Source organism: Nocardioides sp. SLBN-35, assembly GCF_006715725.1.
GTDB lineage: Bacteria > Actinomycetota > Actinomycetes > Propionibacteriales > Nocardioidaceae > Nocardioides.
Map to the genome: position 1 here is coordinate 536,151 of NZ_VFNU01000001.1, position 14,044 is coordinate 550,194.

Here is a 14,044-nt window from a genome sequence, read left to right on the forward strand (position 1 = left end):
GCCCATGGGGGCCGATCAACTGCCGACCGGGAGACACGGTCTGACGCCGGAGCAGGTTCGCGAGGACCAGCGGCGCCGCCTGCTCTCGGCCACGGCGCTGTGCATGGCCGAGCGCGGGTATGTCGACACCTCGGTGGCCGACATCATCCAGCGCGCCGGGGTCTCGCGAAAGACGTTCTACGAGCTCTTCGCCGACAAGGCCGACGCGTTCTCGGCGGCCTACGAGACGGGCGTCGCGGTGTTGATGAACGACGTGGGCGAGGCGATCGGACCGGACGGGACCTGGCACGAGCGCGTGGTCAGGGGACTGACGGCGCTGGCCGAGGCCGTCGCCCGCAGCCCGGCGTTCGCCACCCTGTGCATCATGGAGGTCTGGGCCGCCGGCGACGTGGCGCGTCGCCGCCACTTCGAGGTGGTGGCCGGCTTCCGTACGCTGCTCGACGAGCTGTCCGACGAGGTCAGCGAGCAGCTCTTCAGCGGCATCGTGGGAGCGCTGTCGACGATGCTCTACCACGAGATCGACGAGGGCCGGGTCGAGCAGCTGGTCGACATCGTGCCGGACATGGTGGCGTTCGTGGAGCCGCCACTGGAAGCGGTCCGGGCCAGGAAGGCGCGCTCGGCCCTGGCTGGGCGTCAGGGGCGCGGCGCGGGGGAGACCACCCGGTAGCGCACGAACGTCGGCACGGCGAGCGCCGCCACGACCACCAGCACGACCACCAGCACGCCGCCGCCCGCTGCCGCGGTCGCCGTACCGACCATGGCGGCGGTGGCGCCGTGCGCGACGTCGGCGATCCGCGGGCCGCCGGCGACGACCACGACGAAGATGCCCTGCAGCCGTCCGCGGACCTCGTCGGCGGCCGCGGTCTGCAGCATCGAGGTGCGGAAGGCGGCCGAGGCCATGTCGGCGGCGCCGCCGACGACGAGCATGAGGACGGCGACCACGAGCCACCCGCGGGCGGCCCCGGGGGTCGCGTCCGCGCCGAGCACCGCGAGGCCGAAGCCGACCATCGCCAGGCCCCACACGACGATGCACCACACGACCGCCCGGCCCTGCGCCGAGATCCGCGACACCCACCCGGAGAAGACGCCGCCCAGCACCGCACCCGCGGGGATGCCGGCGAACAGCAGCGCGAAGGCGAGGCCGCCCTCGTCGGGGCCGAGGAAGCTCTCGTGGGCGATCTCCGGGAACAGCGCCCGGGGCATGCCGAAGACCATCGCGATGATGTCGACGACGAAGGACATCATCAGCACCGGCTGGCCGCGCAGGTAGGCGATGCCCTCGATGACCGAGCGCAGCCCGGGTGTCCCGGTGGCGATCCCCTCGATCGGCAGGGCGGGCAGCCGGACCACCGCCCACAGGGTCGCGAGCAGGGAGACCGCGTCGCCGGCGTACAGCCACGCGAAGCCGGTGAAAGGGATCAGGATGCCCGCGATCAGGGGGCCGCCGATGGCGCCGGCCTGCATCACGGTCATGTTGAGCGAGTTGGCCGCCGGCAGCGCCTCGGCGTCGAGCAGCCGTGGCAGCACCGCCGAGCGGGTCGGCTGGTTGACGGCGAAGAACGCCTGCTGCACCGAGAACAGCCCGAGCAGCAGCCACACATTGCTCATCCCCAGCGCCGCCTGCACCCAGAACAGCGCCGCGGTGCCGATCAGCCCGCAGGTCGTGACGAGCAGCATCGTGCGCCGGTCGAAGTGGTCGGCCAGCGCGCCGCCCCACAGGCCGAACACCACGAGCGGGACCAGGCCGAAGACACCGGTCAGGCCGACGTACGCCGACGAGCCGGTGTCGGCGTAGATCTGGGCCGGCACCGCCACCACCGTGAGCTGGGCACCGACGACGGTGATGATGTTGGCCGACCACAGCCGCCGGAAGTGCGGGTTCTGCAGCGGCCGGGTGTCGGCCAGCATCCCGCGGATTCCCACGGGAGCAGGCTACGGAGCGTGGGCCCGCGCCGATGAATCGGCACCGCCGCGACGGTCGACACCACCATGACCACACCAGAGCAGGGCGGCGTCGGACCGCTCGACATCACCTTCACCGAGACACTGCGCGAGAGCGACGCCAAGGGCGGCTGGACCTACGTGATCTGGCCCGAGTCGGTCGACCGGTTCGGCACCCGCGGCCGGGTCAAGGTCCGCGGCACCGTCGACGGCACGCCCTTCGAGACCTCCTTCATGGCGCTCGGCGACGGCACCCACAAGCTTCCGGTCGCCAACGCGCTGCGGGTCGAGTCGGGCAAGCGCGCCGGCGACTCCGTCGAGGTCCACCTGACCGAGCGGCTGGCCTGAGGGGGAACTGGCCTGAGAGAGAAATCGTTGCGAGGCTGTCGTATCGAGCATCCCTCGTTCGTGGAGGGGGTGGGTGGCGGCCATCGGGGCCGTCCCGCACCGACCGAGACCAGGAGATCCCCATGACGCAGTACCTGCTGTCCGTGCACGGCAACGAGGACGACTACGAGCAGATCACCCCGGACCAGATGCAGCAGATGTTCGCCGACACCGACCGGTTCAACCAGGGGCTGCAGGCCGACGGGGTCTGGGTGTTCGGCGGTGGGCTCGAGACCGTCACCTCCGCGTCCGTCGTCGACGGCACCGGCGACGCCCCGGTCGTCACCGACGGCCCCTACCTCGAGACCAAGGAGCACATCGGCGGCTTCTGGATCATCGACGTCCCCGACCACGACACCGCCATGCGGTACGCCGCCGCCGGGTCCAAGGCCTGCCAGGGCAAGGTCGAGGTCCGTCCCTTCCAGGCCGAATGAACGCGGAGATCGAGGAGGTCGCGCAGCGACCGTCACGAGATCCCCGCGCGGCCGTCGAACGGATCTTCCGCGACGAGTACGGCCGGCTGATCGCCTCCCTGGTCCGCCGCTTCGGCGACATCGACCTCGCCGAGGACGCAGCCGGGGAAGCGCTCGTCACCGCACTCGAGAAGTGGCCGGCGGACGGCGTGCCGCCCAATCCCGGCGCGTGGCTCACCACCACCGCCGGCAACCGGGCGATCGACCGCATCCGCCGCGAGAAGCTCCGCGATGGCAAGCACCAGGCAGCCGTCATGATCGAGGACGACACACCCCACGAGCCGACCGGCGTCATCGAGGACGACCGGCTCCGGCTGATCTTCACCTGCTGCCACCCGGCGCTCGCACCGGAGGCACGGATCGCGCTCACCCTGCGCCTGCTCGGCGGCCTGACCGTCGCCGAGATCGCCAGCGCCTTCCTCGTCCAGGAGACGACGATGGCGCAGCGGATCACCCGCGCCAAGGCCAAGATCAAGGGCGCGAACATCCCCTACCGGGTGCCGGAGGACGAGGACCTGCCCTCGCGGGTCGGGGCCGTGCTCGCGGTGCTGCTGCTGATCTTCAACGAGGGCTACCTCTCCTCCGGCGACGGCGACCCGGTCCGCTCGGAGCTCACCGGCGAGGCGATCCGGCTGGCGCGGATCCTCCACCAGCTGCTGCCCACCGACCTCGAGGCCACCGGCCTGCTGGCGATGCTGCTGCTCACCGAGGCCCGTCGTACGGCCCGGGTCCGGGGCGGCGAGCTGGTCCCGCTGGAGGAGCAGGACCGCGGCGGCTGGGACCGGGCGCTGATCGCGGAGGGCCACGACCTGGTCCGGGCCTGCCTGGCGGCCAACCGGCCTGGGCGCTACCAGATCCTGGCCGCGGTGAACGCCGTCCACACCGACGCCCCGACCGCCGCCGCGACCGACTGGTCCCAGGTGGTCGCGCTCTACGACCAGCTCGCCCGCATCGACCCGTCGCCGATCGTCGCGCTCAACCGGGCGGTCGCCGTCGCCGAGCTCGACGGCCCCGAGGTCGCGCTCGCGATCGTCGAGCGGCTGCCGCTCGACGGCTACCACGCCTGGCACGCCACCCGCGCCGAGCTGCTGCGCCGGCTCGGTCGCAGCGCCGCCGCCCGGGAGCAGTACGACGCCGCGCTGGCCGTGTGCGACAACCAGGCCGAGCGCGCCTTCCTGCTCAGGAAGCGGGGACAGCTGGCCGGGTGACGGTCCGGTCGCGCGGCGGGATCCACAGCACGAACCGCGTGGTGGGCGAGGCCGGGTCGAGCGACAGGTGGCCGCCGCACACCTCGGCGAGCTCCGCTGCGACGGCCAGGCCGATCCCCTCGGAGCCGCCGGTCCCGCTGCTCACCCCGCGCCGGAACACCTCGGGGCCCAGCTGCGGGGTGCCCTCGTCGCCGACGACGACCTCCAGGTGGGTGCCGGCGTCGCGGACCTCGACGCTGATCGTGCCGCGGCCGTGCTTGCGGGCGTTGTCGATGAGGACGTCGAGCACCTGCTCCAGCGGCCCGATCGGCACCCGGGTCCGCGAGCGTCGCCCGACCTGCCCGGTGACCAGCTCCCGCGACTCCGCGGCCAGCCGCCGCGACCAGCGTGCCGCGCTCGCCTCCACCACGGCGACGAGGTCGACCACCTGCTGCGCCTCGATCCGGCGGCCGCGGGCCAGGTCGAGCAGCTGGTCGATCGAGCCGCTGAGCCGGTCGAGCTCGCCGAGCCCGCGCTCCAGCTCGACGGCGACCGCGGGGTCGGTCTCCGGCCACAGGGTCAGGTCCTCGAGGTTGAGGCGAAGGGCGGTGATCGGCGTACGCAGCTGGTGGGAGGCGTTGGCGGCGAACTCGCGCTCCCGGCGAACCAGGTCGTCGAGCCGGGTGGCCGCGCCGCGCAGGGAGGTGCCGATCGCGTCGGCCTCCGGGACGGCGTACGTCGGCACGTCGATGTCGAACCGGCCGTTCCCCAGGTCGCGGGAGAACCCGGCGAGGTCCTGGAAGGGGCGCGAGAGGCGGCGGGCGATGAGCACGCCCAGCACCCCCGCGGCGAGTGCCAGCGCCAGGCCGAGGACGACCAGGGGCAGCAGGGCTTCGCGGATGCTCGCGCCGATCGAATCGCCGGTGACGCTCAACCGCAGGGTGCTGCCGTCGGCGAGCTGCCGCGTCACCGTGACGTCCTCGGCGTCGGTCGCGGGGTCGCCCACCACGATCGGCGTCCCCGACGGCCGGTCCAGCTCGACCCGGTCGGCGGCCACCAGTCCCCCGCGGAGCAGGTCCTCGTCGACCTCGCCGCCGCCGCGCGTCCTCTCGGCGACCAGGTCCTCGAGCACCGCCGCGCTGCCGGTCAGGCCGCTGCGGGCCTGGTCGCGGACCAGGTCGGCGAGGAAGTAGGCCCGCGGTACGCCGTACAGGCCGATCACGGCGATCGTGAGGCCAACGAACGCGAGGACCAGCCGGTCACGCATCGGTGCTCAGTCCTCCTCCAACCGGAACCCGACGCCCCGCACGGTGTCGAGCCGGATCGGGGCGTCGCCGTCGACCAGCTTCTGGCGCAGCCGGCCGACCGTGGTGTCGAGGGTCTTGGTCGACCCGAACCAGTTCTCGTCCCAGACCCGGGCCATCAGGTCCTCACGGGTGACCACGGCGCCGCGGCGATCGTCGAGCAGGGCGAGGACGTCGAACTCCTTGGCGGTCAGGGACAGCTCGCTCCCGCCGACCCAGGCGCGGCGGGCGTCCCGGTCGAGTCGGAAGGTCTCCGCGGCCGGCGCAGTGGGTGCGGGGCCGGGGGCGGGCGTCGCGATCACGTCGGGGTCGGCTACCACCGCGGGCCGGTGTGAGCGGCGCAGCAGGGCCCGCACCCGCGCGAGCAGCTCGGAGAGGCTGAACGGCTTGGCCAGGTAGTCGTCGGCGCCGACGTCGAGGCCCACGACCCGGTCGAGCTCACCGGCCCGCGCGGTGAGGATGACGATGCCGCCCTCGAAGCCGTCGGCCCGGACCTGACGGCACACGTCGAGACCGTCCATGTCGGGCAGGCCGAGGTCGAGGAGCAGCAGGTCGATGCCGCCGCCGGCGACCCGGTCGATCGCCGGCCGGCCGGCCGCGACCCGGTCGACGTCGTACCCCTCGCGCTGGACCGCGCGCACGAGCGGGGCGGCGATGGCGTCGTCGTCCTCGACGATCAGCAGGCGCACAGGCACCTCACCGAGCATAGGGGTCGTCGTCGCGCGAACCGGCCACCCGTGCCCGGTGGGTGCGGATCCGGCGGTCGGCGTCGATCGCGGCCAGCACCGCGAGCGGCACCGCCATGCCGACGAGCGCGGCCGGGTCGAGGCCGTGCCGCGGCTGCCCCGGCAGCCCGATGGTGAGCGCGAGGGCGGTGAGCAGCAGCGGTGCGCCCACGACGAGGACCACGGCCAGCCGCGTCTCGAGGCAGTTGACCCGGGCCAGCGCGGCCGCGGCGAGCAGGCTGAGCGGGGCGAGGACCAGCGCGCTCGTCGCGACGTGGTCGCCGCCGAGCGCCCACCACGCCTGGCCGAGGCCGAGCGCCGCGGTGAGCGCCGCCGCCGTCCACGAGCCACGGGTGGGTGCACCCATCAGAACTCCCGGTCGGCTGTGCCGGACTCGGAGACCGGGGTCGCCGCGCAGGCACCGCCGGTCGTGGCCAGCACCGCCGTCGACGGCGTCCACACCATCGTCGAGGGCGTCGTCACGGTGCGCAGGCCGTTGCCGCTCGCCAGCGACCCGACGGTGATCGTCACGACCGTGCGGTCCACCCCGTCCACGGTGAGTGTGGTCGTGGTCATCGTGGCGTTGAACAGCGCGGTCTTGCGTCCCTTGACGTAGTCCTCGCGCAGTCCGACCGAGCCGAGCTGCACGGTGGAGCCGTTGCGGAGCACGTCGATCGCGTCGCTCTTGCTGGTGCCGCCGAGCAGGTTGCCGTCGCGCAGCCGCAGGGTCACCGGAAGGGCGGCGCCGGTCCACCCGGCGCTGATGGTGCCGGGGGCGACGACGTCGCTGTAGGTCAGGGTCAGCGTGTCGCCGGCGTCGACCCGGCCGGCGGTGCCCTCGCCGTTGGCGCTCTGCACGTCGACGGCGCGGAGCCGGCTGTTGTCCACCTTGCGAGCGCTGAGCACCGCCGAGGTGACCGTCGCGCCCCGGCCGTCGGTCAGCACGGCGCGCAGGTCGTAGGAGCCGTTCGGGACCGCGGTGGTGTCCCAGGCGCAGGAGTACGGCGCCGCGGCGGCGGTGCAGATGTCGGTCCAGGTGGACGTCCCGGTCGCGGCGTACTGGACCCGGACCGAGGTCACGCCCGCGGTCGAGCTGCCCTGGGCCGTGATCGTCGCCCGGCCGGACAGGAAGGCGCCCGGGTCGTCGAGGGACACCGAGGAGACGGTGTTGTCGACGACCCGGCCGGTCACGGCCGCGGAGGTCGCGATGTTGCCGGCCACGTCGGTCGCCACCGCCCGGAAGGCGTAGCTGCCGTCGGCCAGCGAGGTCGTCGCGAAGCGGCAGGACCAGGGGTCCACCGTCAGCACGCACAGGCTCTGGAAGCCGCCGCCGGCCGGGGCGTACTGCAGCACGACCTGCTGCACGCCCGAGCCCGCGTCGCTCGCGGTGGCGGCGAAGGTCGCCGTACCGCTGAGGGGAGTGCCGGGGTCGACCATCGCGACCGTGGGCGCGGCGTTGTCGACGAGCACGTCGCTGACGACGGCCGAGGTGGCCGAGGACAGCCCCGAGGTGGCGACGGCCCGCAGGTCGAAGGAGTCGTTGGCGAAGCCGGTCGTCGACCAGGTGCAGGTGAACGGCGCGCTCAGCCCGCTGCACAGCGTCTTCCAGCTGGTGCCGCCGTTGGTCGTGTACTGGACCGTGACCAGCCACGGCAGCAGGCCGCCGTTGTAGACGGTGGACCTGAGCGCGACGCTGCCGCGCACGACGTCTCCGGGGTCGCCGAGCACGACGAGGACGTTGTTGGCGACGGTCGTGCTGACGACGTCCGAGACGGACGAGTAGCCGGCCCCGTTGACCGCGCGGACCCGCAGGTCGTAGCCGCCGTCGGCACTGGCGCGGGTGTTCCAGGCGCAGGTGTACGGCGCGGCGGCGGTCGTGCAGGCCGTGGTCCAGGTGCTCGCGCCCGGCGCGAGGTACTGGAAGACGACGGAGGTGATCGCCGACTCCGCGTCGGTGACCGTCGCGCTCAGCGTCACGGTGCCCTGCACCGGCGTCCCCGGCGAGGCGAGGCTGACAGCCGGAGGCGTCCAGTCGTCCGCGGCCCGCACTGTCGCGGTGTTCGTCGTCGAGCGCACGAAGGTCGCGTCCGAGGACGTCGTGGACGCCAGGACCAGCCACGCGCCGAGCAGGCCGAGGACGGCCAGTCGCAGGGCGGTCGGGAGTCGCATGGGGCGTCCTTCGTGACGGGTCGGGCTACGGGGTGAGGCTCGTCCTCAACGCTAGGGAGGACGACGCCACGGGAGATCCACGGACAGGTCACGCGATCTCCACAAAACGAGGGGCGCCGGGCCCGCGTTCCCACAGACGCGGACCCGGCTGTCCCCAGTCGACGGCCGTGGCCGTCAGGCCGTCCGGACTCGGCCCCCCAGCGTCGAGTCCGGACGAGAGCGGAGGGCAGCGACGAGCTGCCCGAGGCTGAGCAGGGCGACCAGTCCCGCCGGTACGCCGATCACGAGCATCCGGGTGTCCCGGTCGGCGAGCGCGATCAGCGCGTACCCGACGTATGGCACCGAGAACGCGACCACCGGCTGCTGCTGCGAGGTGAGCGAGAACCGCCACGGGTCGGGGTCCGGGTTGGCGTCGCCCTGGGTGCGCAGCACCTGCCTGCCCTGGTCGTCCCGGGTGATCCGGATGATCCGGTGGGTCACCAGCGTGGTGACGCCCGAGGCGGCCGGCGGCTGGTAGGTGATGACGTCGCCGACCTCCAGGTCGGCCGCCGCGACCTCGCGCTCGAAGACCACCGAGCCCTTGTCGTACGTCCCGGTCATCGAGCCGCCCGTGATGACGTAGCGCTGGAACCCGAGGCCCGACGGCAGCACGAAGGCGACCGCGGCGAGCGCGACGGCGACGAGCGCCAGGGTGGCGGCGCCGTTGGCGACGCGACGGGTGGCGGTCATGGTCAGTTGGTGTAGCTGTCGCCGTTGAGCTGGACCGAGTCCCACTGGTAGGCGGCCGAGGCGGCCTTGCCCTGGTCGGCGTTCGGCGCGGTGGCGGCGAGCTTCACGGTGAACCGGAAGGTGTCGACCGCGCTCGGCTGGATCACGCCGATGTCGGTCTTCGCGCCGTCGACCAGGCCGCCGAAGGTGCCGTTGTAGACGGTCGCGCCGGTCGTGGTGTTCGTGATGGCCAGGGTCAGGTTGTCGCCGGTGAACCCGTTGGTCGAGGACGTCTCGGTCAGGCTGAACGACGCCGGCAGGCTGCCGGTGTTGGTCAGCGACAGGGTGCCGGTCAGGGTGTCGCCCGGCTTGAGACCGGTCAGGTCGAAGATCGCGCCGCCGTCCTTGGAGTTCGCCTGCGCCAGGGTGCCCGAGGTCACCGCGCTGATCGTGTTGCCCGACTGCGACGTGAACGTCGCGCCGGAGCCCACGGCGATCGCGCCGGCGGCGGACAGGGTGGCGAGCGGGACGAGGATCTTGCGGGACATGCGCATGGCGGGGCTTCTCCTGTGGGGGTCGTGCTCGTCGTGAGCAGCGGTGGTGGTGATGACCAGAACTCTGCTCGTCGGCGATCCACAGCCGGTCCACGAGAAGCCCGCACGACCTCCCCGGTACCGCCACAGCTCGCCACAGGTCTCCACAGCTCGGCACAGCTCGCCACGAGCGCCCCGGTGGGTTCCCTAGGGAAGCACTGATCAATCCCGCCTGCTACGCGCCGCGATCCACGCACGCTGGCTGCGTTGCAGACGCTCGACGTGCGCCCAGCATGACTTCGCGCCTGCGCCTTGCCATCGCGCGCGCCTCGCGACGCTCGCGACGGCGCCATTGATCAGTGCTTCCCTAGGCTGGCGTCATGACGCCGGCTCCCCTCGCCCTGCCCACGTCCGCCGCCGACTGGCCCGCGTGGTTCCGGGCACGCACCGAGTCGGAGCTGGCGCGGGCGGCCGAGCTGGTCGACGCGCTCCGGGCGGACCCGCCGACCGACCCGGTCGCCGTACTGCGCCAGTGGGACCGGGCCGCGGGCCACCTCGGCAACGCGGCCGCCGCGGGATCGCTTCTCGGCAACGTGCACCCTGCAGGCGAGGTGCGCGACCTCGCCGACGCCGCCGAGCAGGAGGCGCAGCGGATCGGCACCGCCTGGGGCCTGGACCGCGAGCTGTACGACGTGTTCGCGGCGATCGACGACGCAGCGGTCGCCCACGACCCGCTGGCCGCGCGAGTGCTGGCGAAGGTGCGCGACGACTTCCGCCGCTCCGGCGTCGACAAGGACGAGGCCACTCGGGCCCGGATCGCCGAGGTCCGCGAGCGGATCACCGAGCTCGACCAGGAGTTCAGCCGGGTGATCCGCGACGACGTCCGCACCGTGCGGGTCACGCCCGAGGACCTCGCCGGCATGCCCGACGACTGGCTGGCCGCCCACCCCGTCGACGACGAGGGCATGGTCACCGTCACCACCGACTATCCCGACTCGGTGCCGGTGCGGATGTTCGCCCGCGACCAGGACGTGCGCCGGGAGGTGACCATCGCCTTCCTCGACCGCGGCTGGCCGACCACCGAACCGCTGCTGACCGAGCTGTTCACGCTGCGCCACGAGCTCGCCACGACCGTCGGGTACGCCGACTGGCCGTCGTACGACGCCGACGTGAAGATGATCGGTGACGGCCCCGCCATCCCCGCGTTCATCGAGCGGATCGTCGAGGCCGCCGAGGAGCCGATGCGCCGCGACCTCGCCCAGCTGCTCGAGCGCTATCGCCGCGACTTCCCCGACGCGACCGAGGTCCCCGGCTACGACTACAACCACTACGCCGAGCTGGTCCGCGCCGAGAGGTACGACGTCGACTCCCAGCGGGTGCGCACCTACTTCGACTTCGCCAAGGTGCGCGACGGGCTGCTGGCCGTCACCGGGCGGCTGTTCGGCCTGCGCTACGAGCAGGTCGACGTACCCGTGTGGCACGAGGACGTCACGGCGTACGACGTCTTCCGCACCGCATCCCCGGAGGTTGAGGTGCGAGGAGCGCCAGCGACGAGCCTCGAAACCCGGATCGGGCGGATCCACCTCGACCTGCACCCCCGCGAGGGCAAGTACAAGCACGCCGCACAGTTCACGCTGACCGACGGCGTGCGCGGCGAGCAGCTGCCGGAAGGCGTGCTGGTGTGCAACTTCGCGCGCGGGCTGATGGAGCACGACCACGTCGTCACGCTGTTCCACGAGTTCGGCCACCTGCTGCACCACGTCCTCGGCGGTCACGGCGACTGGTTCCGCTTCGCCGGCGTCGCCACCGAGTGGGACTTCGTCGAGGCGCCGAGCCAGATGCTCGAGGAGTGGGCCTGGCACGCCGACGTGCTGCGCACCTTCGCGACTGACGCCGCCGGCGACCCGATCCCCGCCGACCTGGTCGCCGCGATGCGCGCCGCCGACGACTACGGCAAGGGCATCTACGCCCGCACCCAGATGTTCTACGCCGCCATGTCGTACTGGTTCCACGCCGACCGCGTGCACGGCGCGGACGCTCCCGACCTCACCGACCGGATGATCCAGCTCCAGGCGAGGTACGCCGCCCTGCCGTACCTGCCCGGCACCCACATGTTCGCCAGCTTCGGCCACCTCGGCGGCTACAGCTCGGGCTACTACACCTACATGTGGTCGCTGGTGATCGCGAAGGACATGTTCAGCGCCTTCGACCCCGACGGCACAGGCGACCTGTTCAGCCCCGCCGCCATCGACACTGCGCGGCGCTACCGCGACGCCGTCCTCGTGCCCGGCGGTTCCGGCGACGCGGCCGACCTGGTCGCGGACTTCCTCGGCCGGCCGAGCTCGTTCACGTCGTACGCGGCGTGGCTGGCGCGGTGATGCGGCGGCCCCTTGTAACTAAGTGTTACGGCACGGTTATCCACCACTTGCGCCCCATTGGCCCCAAATCGGCGCTGTAACACTTAGTTACAAGCACGCGCGCGGCGCCTAGTCCGTCCTGACCATTCCGGGTCCCCGCGACCCGGCCGACCATCGAGACATGTCCCCGAACCGGCTGCTCTCCCCGATCAGGATCCTGCTCGCGCTGCTCCTCGGCGGCGCCCTCGTCACCGGCCCGCTGTCCCCGCCGGCGTCGGCCAGTGGACCCACCACCGACTGCACCCTGCAGGCCAGGACCAACCCGAGCACGTACGGCGAGCCGGCCACCTTCCGGTTCTTCGCCGCGGCCCGGCTTCCCGAGGACGTGCCGCCGTCGCCGTCCGGACTCGTGACCTTCTTCGACGGCCTTCCGGTCCTGGGGCACGTCCTCGGCACGGCCGTTCTGCTCCCCGAGCTGACCAAGGACAACAACGACGTCGAGTTCACGACCAGCGACCTGAGCGTCGGCGATCACGACGTGTACGCCGTCCTGGTCGGGCCGTCGGGACCCTGCCCGATCCCGCCGAGCGTCGGTCAGCACGTCAACCCACCGCCGGCCAGCCCCAGCAGCACGGCGATCGGCTCCTCCGTGAACCCCTCCCGCTTCGGGCAGTCGGTGACCTTCACCGCCGCGGTCGCCCGCCAGGCCGGCGGAGCCGTGGCCGGGTCGGTGCAGTTCCGGGCGGACGGCGCCGACGTCGGCGGACCGGTCGCCGTCGACGCGACCGGGCACGCCTCCGTCGCGACCGGGTCGCTCGCGGTCGGCGCGCACGCGATCACCGCGACCTTCACCAGCGTCAACGCCGACACGCTCGGCAGCGACGGCACCCTGGCTGGTGGCCAGGTGGTGCAGGCCGCCGACACGCACACGGGCGTCACGTCGTCGGCGAACCCGTCCGAGCTCGGGCGGTCCGTCACCTTCACGGCGCAGGTCACGGCGGTGGCGCCGGGCGCCGGGAACCCCGGTGGCACCGTCCAGTTCAGCGCCGACGGCTCGCCGATCGGCGTACCCCAGGGCGTCGACGGCTCGGGCCGGACCTCGGTCTCGACGTCCGACCTCGCCGTCGGCACGCACACCGTCACCGCTTCCTACACCTCCGGCGACGACCGCTTCAACGGCAGCGCGGGATCGGTGGACCAGACGGTCGAGCGGGTCCGGACCACGCTGACGTACGACGGCGCGACGACCGGCGACTTCCACGACCCGGCCCTCCTCGGCGCCACGCTGACCCGCACCACCGGTGGCACGCCGGTCCCGGGCGCCGTCGTACACCTGACGATGGGCGCCGAGACCTGCGACGCGACGACCGACGCGAGCGGCCGGGCGACCTGCTCGATCACGCCGCAGGAGGCGGCCGGCGCCTACACGGCCGGCGCCACCTACGACGGCGACGCGAGCACGCAGCCCAGCACGGACAGCACGACCTTCACGGTGACCCGCGAGCAGACGTCGCTCGACTACACCGGCGACACGGTGATCCTGAACGGCAGCACCGCCCATGCGTCGGCGCGGCTGACCGAGGACGACGGGGCTCCCGTGCTGGCGGGCCGGAGCGTCGTGTTCACCCTCGGCAGCGGGGCGAGCGCGCAGACCTGCACCGGGCTCACCGACGCGACCGGCGCCGCCGCGTGCGACATCGGCTCGGTCGCGCAGCCGCTCGGCCCGGGCACGATCACGGCGAGCTTCGCGCAGGACCCGTACTACCTCGCCTCGACCGACGCCGCCGACACGATCCTGTTCGCGTTCCCCAGTCGCGGTGGGTTCGTCGTGGGCGACCGCGGTACGACGACCGGTGCGGCGGTGCGGTTCTACGACCCCTCCTGGAACCAGGTGAACAGCCTCAGCGGCGGGCTGGCCCCGAGCGCTTTCAAGGGCTTCGCGACCGCGCCCGGCAACCCGCCGCGCTGCGGCGGCACGTTCACCTATGCCGCGAAGCCCGGCAACAGCGGGGCACCGCCGGCCACGGTGCCGAGCTACATGGGCACCCTCGTGACCAGCAGGGTGACCAGTGCGGGCTCGACGATCACCGGCACGATCGCCCGGATCGTGGTCGTGCGGACGTCGTCGTACGGCTCCCTCGACCAGGGCGGACGCGGGACGGTGGTGGCCGTCGTGTGCTGAAAGCCCTTGAACCGGACTCCTTCATCGCGTACGGTTGCGATATATCGCGATACGAACACGAACTGTTCTCGCGATATC

At 72.7% G+C, this 14,044-nt stretch carries 13 protein-coding genes; 6 read left to right on the plus strand and 7 right to left on the minus strand.

Translation table 11 applies throughout. The features are described from left to right. Positions 1–4: 4 nt before the first annotated feature. Entirely contained in the window at positions 5–667 is a 663-nt protein-coding gene (locus FBY23_RS02695; protein ID WP_141796732.1) for a TetR/AcrR family transcriptional regulator, read from the plus strand. Here the strand turns inward: FBY23_RS02695 and FBY23_RS02700 are convergent. Continuing rightward, entirely contained in the window at positions 634–1,923 is a 1,290-nt protein-coding gene (locus tag FBY23_RS02700) for an MFS transporter (protein ID WP_260805705.1), read from the minus strand. The genes FBY23_RS02695 and FBY23_RS02700 overlap by 34 nt on opposite strands. Before the next feature lie 66 nt (positions 1,924–1,989). Here FBY23_RS02700 and FBY23_RS02705 point away from each other — a divergent pair, with 66 nt between their 5' ends. The 3 genes from FBY23_RS02705 to FBY23_RS02715 all read left to right on the plus strand — a co-directional run bounded on the left by FBY23_RS02705 (position 1,990) and on the right by FBY23_RS02715 (position 4,009). Further along, entirely contained in the window at positions 1,990–2,289 is a 300-nt protein-coding gene (locus FBY23_RS02705; RefSeq protein WP_141796733.1) for a DUF1905 domain-containing protein, read from the plus strand. Between the two features lie 122 nt (positions 2,290–2,411). Beyond that, complete coding sequence (locus FBY23_RS02710; RefSeq protein WP_141796734.1) at positions 2,412–2,762, plus strand: YciI family protein; 351 nt, start codon at positions 2,412–2,414, stop codon at positions 2,760–2,762. Next, positions 2,759–4,009 carry an RNA polymerase sigma factor gene (locus tag FBY23_RS02715; protein WP_141796735.1) on the plus strand — a complete coding sequence of 417 codons (1,251 nt, stop codon included), beginning with the start codon at positions 2,759–2,761 and terminating at the stop codon, positions 4,007–4,009. The genes FBY23_RS02710 and FBY23_RS02715 overlap by 4 nt, the downstream gene beginning before the upstream one ends. Here FBY23_RS02715 and FBY23_RS02720 read toward each other — a convergent pair. The 6 genes from FBY23_RS02720 to FBY23_RS02745 all read right to left on the minus strand — a co-directional run bounded on the left by FBY23_RS02720 (position 3,981) and on the right by FBY23_RS02745 (position 9,448). Continuing rightward, a complete protein-coding gene (locus FBY23_RS02720; RefSeq protein WP_141796736.1) occupies positions 3,981–5,255 on the minus strand; it encodes a HAMP domain-containing sensor histidine kinase in 1,275 nt (424 codons plus the stop codon). The genes FBY23_RS02715 and FBY23_RS02720 overlap by 29 nt on opposite strands. 6 nt (positions 5,256–5,261) lie before the next feature. Continuing rightward, positions 5,262–5,999: a response regulator transcription factor gene (locus FBY23_RS02725; protein WP_141796737.1), complete on the minus strand. Its 738-nt coding sequence runs from the start codon at positions 5,997–5,999 to the stop codon at positions 5,262–5,264. After that, positions 5,989–6,384 (minus strand): hypothetical protein, encoded by a 396-nt coding sequence (locus FBY23_RS02730; protein WP_141796738.1) that lies wholly within the window; start codon positions 6,382–6,384, stop codon positions 5,989–5,991. The genes FBY23_RS02725 and FBY23_RS02730 overlap by 11 nt, the downstream gene beginning before the upstream one ends. Then, the gene (locus tag FBY23_RS02735; RefSeq protein WP_141796739.1) at positions 6,384–8,186 is read right to left on the minus strand and encodes an Ig-like domain-containing protein; all 1,803 of its coding nucleotides are present in this window, start codon (positions 8,184–8,186) and stop codon (positions 6,384–6,386) included. The genes FBY23_RS02730 and FBY23_RS02735 overlap by 1 nt, the downstream gene beginning before the upstream one ends. A gap of 174 nt (positions 8,187–8,360) precedes the next feature. Then, the gene (locus FBY23_RS02740; RefSeq protein ID WP_141796740.1) at positions 8,361–8,915 is read right to left on the minus strand and encodes a signal peptidase I; all 555 of its coding nucleotides are present in this window, start codon (positions 8,913–8,915) and stop codon (positions 8,361–8,363) included. A 2-nt stretch (positions 8,916–8,917) separates the two neighbouring features. Next, on the minus strand, positions 8,918–9,448 hold the full coding sequence (locus FBY23_RS02745) for a TasA family protein (protein ID WP_141796741.1): 531 nt from the start codon (positions 9,446–9,448) through the stop codon (positions 8,918–8,920). Positions 9,449–9,807: 359 nt separating this feature from the next. Between FBY23_RS02745 and FBY23_RS02750 the strand changes: the two genes are divergently transcribed. After that, on the plus strand, positions 9,808–11,805 hold the full coding sequence (locus tag FBY23_RS02750) for a M3 family metallopeptidase (RefSeq protein ID WP_141796742.1): 1,998 nt from the start codon (positions 9,808–9,810) through the stop codon (positions 11,803–11,805). 160 nt (positions 11,806–11,965) lie between these two features. After that, entirely contained in the window at positions 11,966–13,966 is a 2,001-nt protein-coding gene (locus FBY23_RS02755) for an Ig-like domain-containing protein (RefSeq protein ID WP_141796743.1), read from the plus strand. Positions 13,967–14,044: the final 78 nt, after the last annotated feature.

Coding starts and splice junctions, on each gene's coding strand:
- FBY23_RS02735 (WP_141796739.1), bottom strand. CDS start 8,186: ATGCGACTCCCGACCGCCCTGCGACTGGCCGTCCTCGGCCTGCTCGGC.
- FBY23_RS02730 (WP_141796738.1), bottom strand. CDS start 6,384: ATGGGTGCACCCACCCGTGGCTCGTGGACGGCGGCGGCGCTCACCGCG.
- FBY23_RS02725 (WP_141796737.1), bottom strand. CDS start 5,999: ATGCTCGGTGAGGTGCCTGTGCGCCTGCTGATCGTCGAGGACGACGAC.
- FBY23_RS02705 (WP_141796733.1), top strand. CDS start 1,990: ATGACCACACCAGAGCAGGGCGGCGTCGGACCGCTCGACATCACCTTC.
- FBY23_RS02745 (WP_141796741.1), bottom strand. CDS start 9,448: ATGCGCATGTCCCGCAAGATCCTCGTCCCGCTCGCCACCCTGTCCGCC.
- FBY23_RS02695 (WP_141796732.1), top strand. CDS start 5: ATGGGGGCCGATCAACTGCCGACCGGGAGACACGGTCTGACGCCGGAG.
- FBY23_RS02720 (WP_141796736.1), bottom strand. CDS start 5,255: ATGCGTGACCGGCTGGTCCTCGCGTTCGTTGGCCTCACGATCGCCGTG.
- FBY23_RS02710 (WP_141796734.1), top strand. CDS start 2,412: ATGACGCAGTACCTGCTGTCCGTGCACGGCAACGAGGACGACTACGAG.
- FBY23_RS02740 (WP_141796740.1), bottom strand. CDS start 8,915: ATGACCGCCACCCGTCGCGTCGCCAACGGCGCCGCCACCCTGGCGCTC.
- FBY23_RS02715 (WP_141796735.1), top strand. CDS start 2,759: ATGAACGCGGAGATCGAGGAGGTCGCGCAGCGACCGTCACGAGATCCC.
- FBY23_RS02750 (WP_141796742.1), top strand. CDS start 9,808: ATGACGCCGGCTCCCCTCGCCCTGCCCACGTCCGCCGCCGACTGGCCC.
- FBY23_RS02755 (WP_141796743.1), top strand. CDS start 11,966: ATGTCCCCGAACCGGCTGCTCTCCCCGATCAGGATCCTGCTCGCGCTG.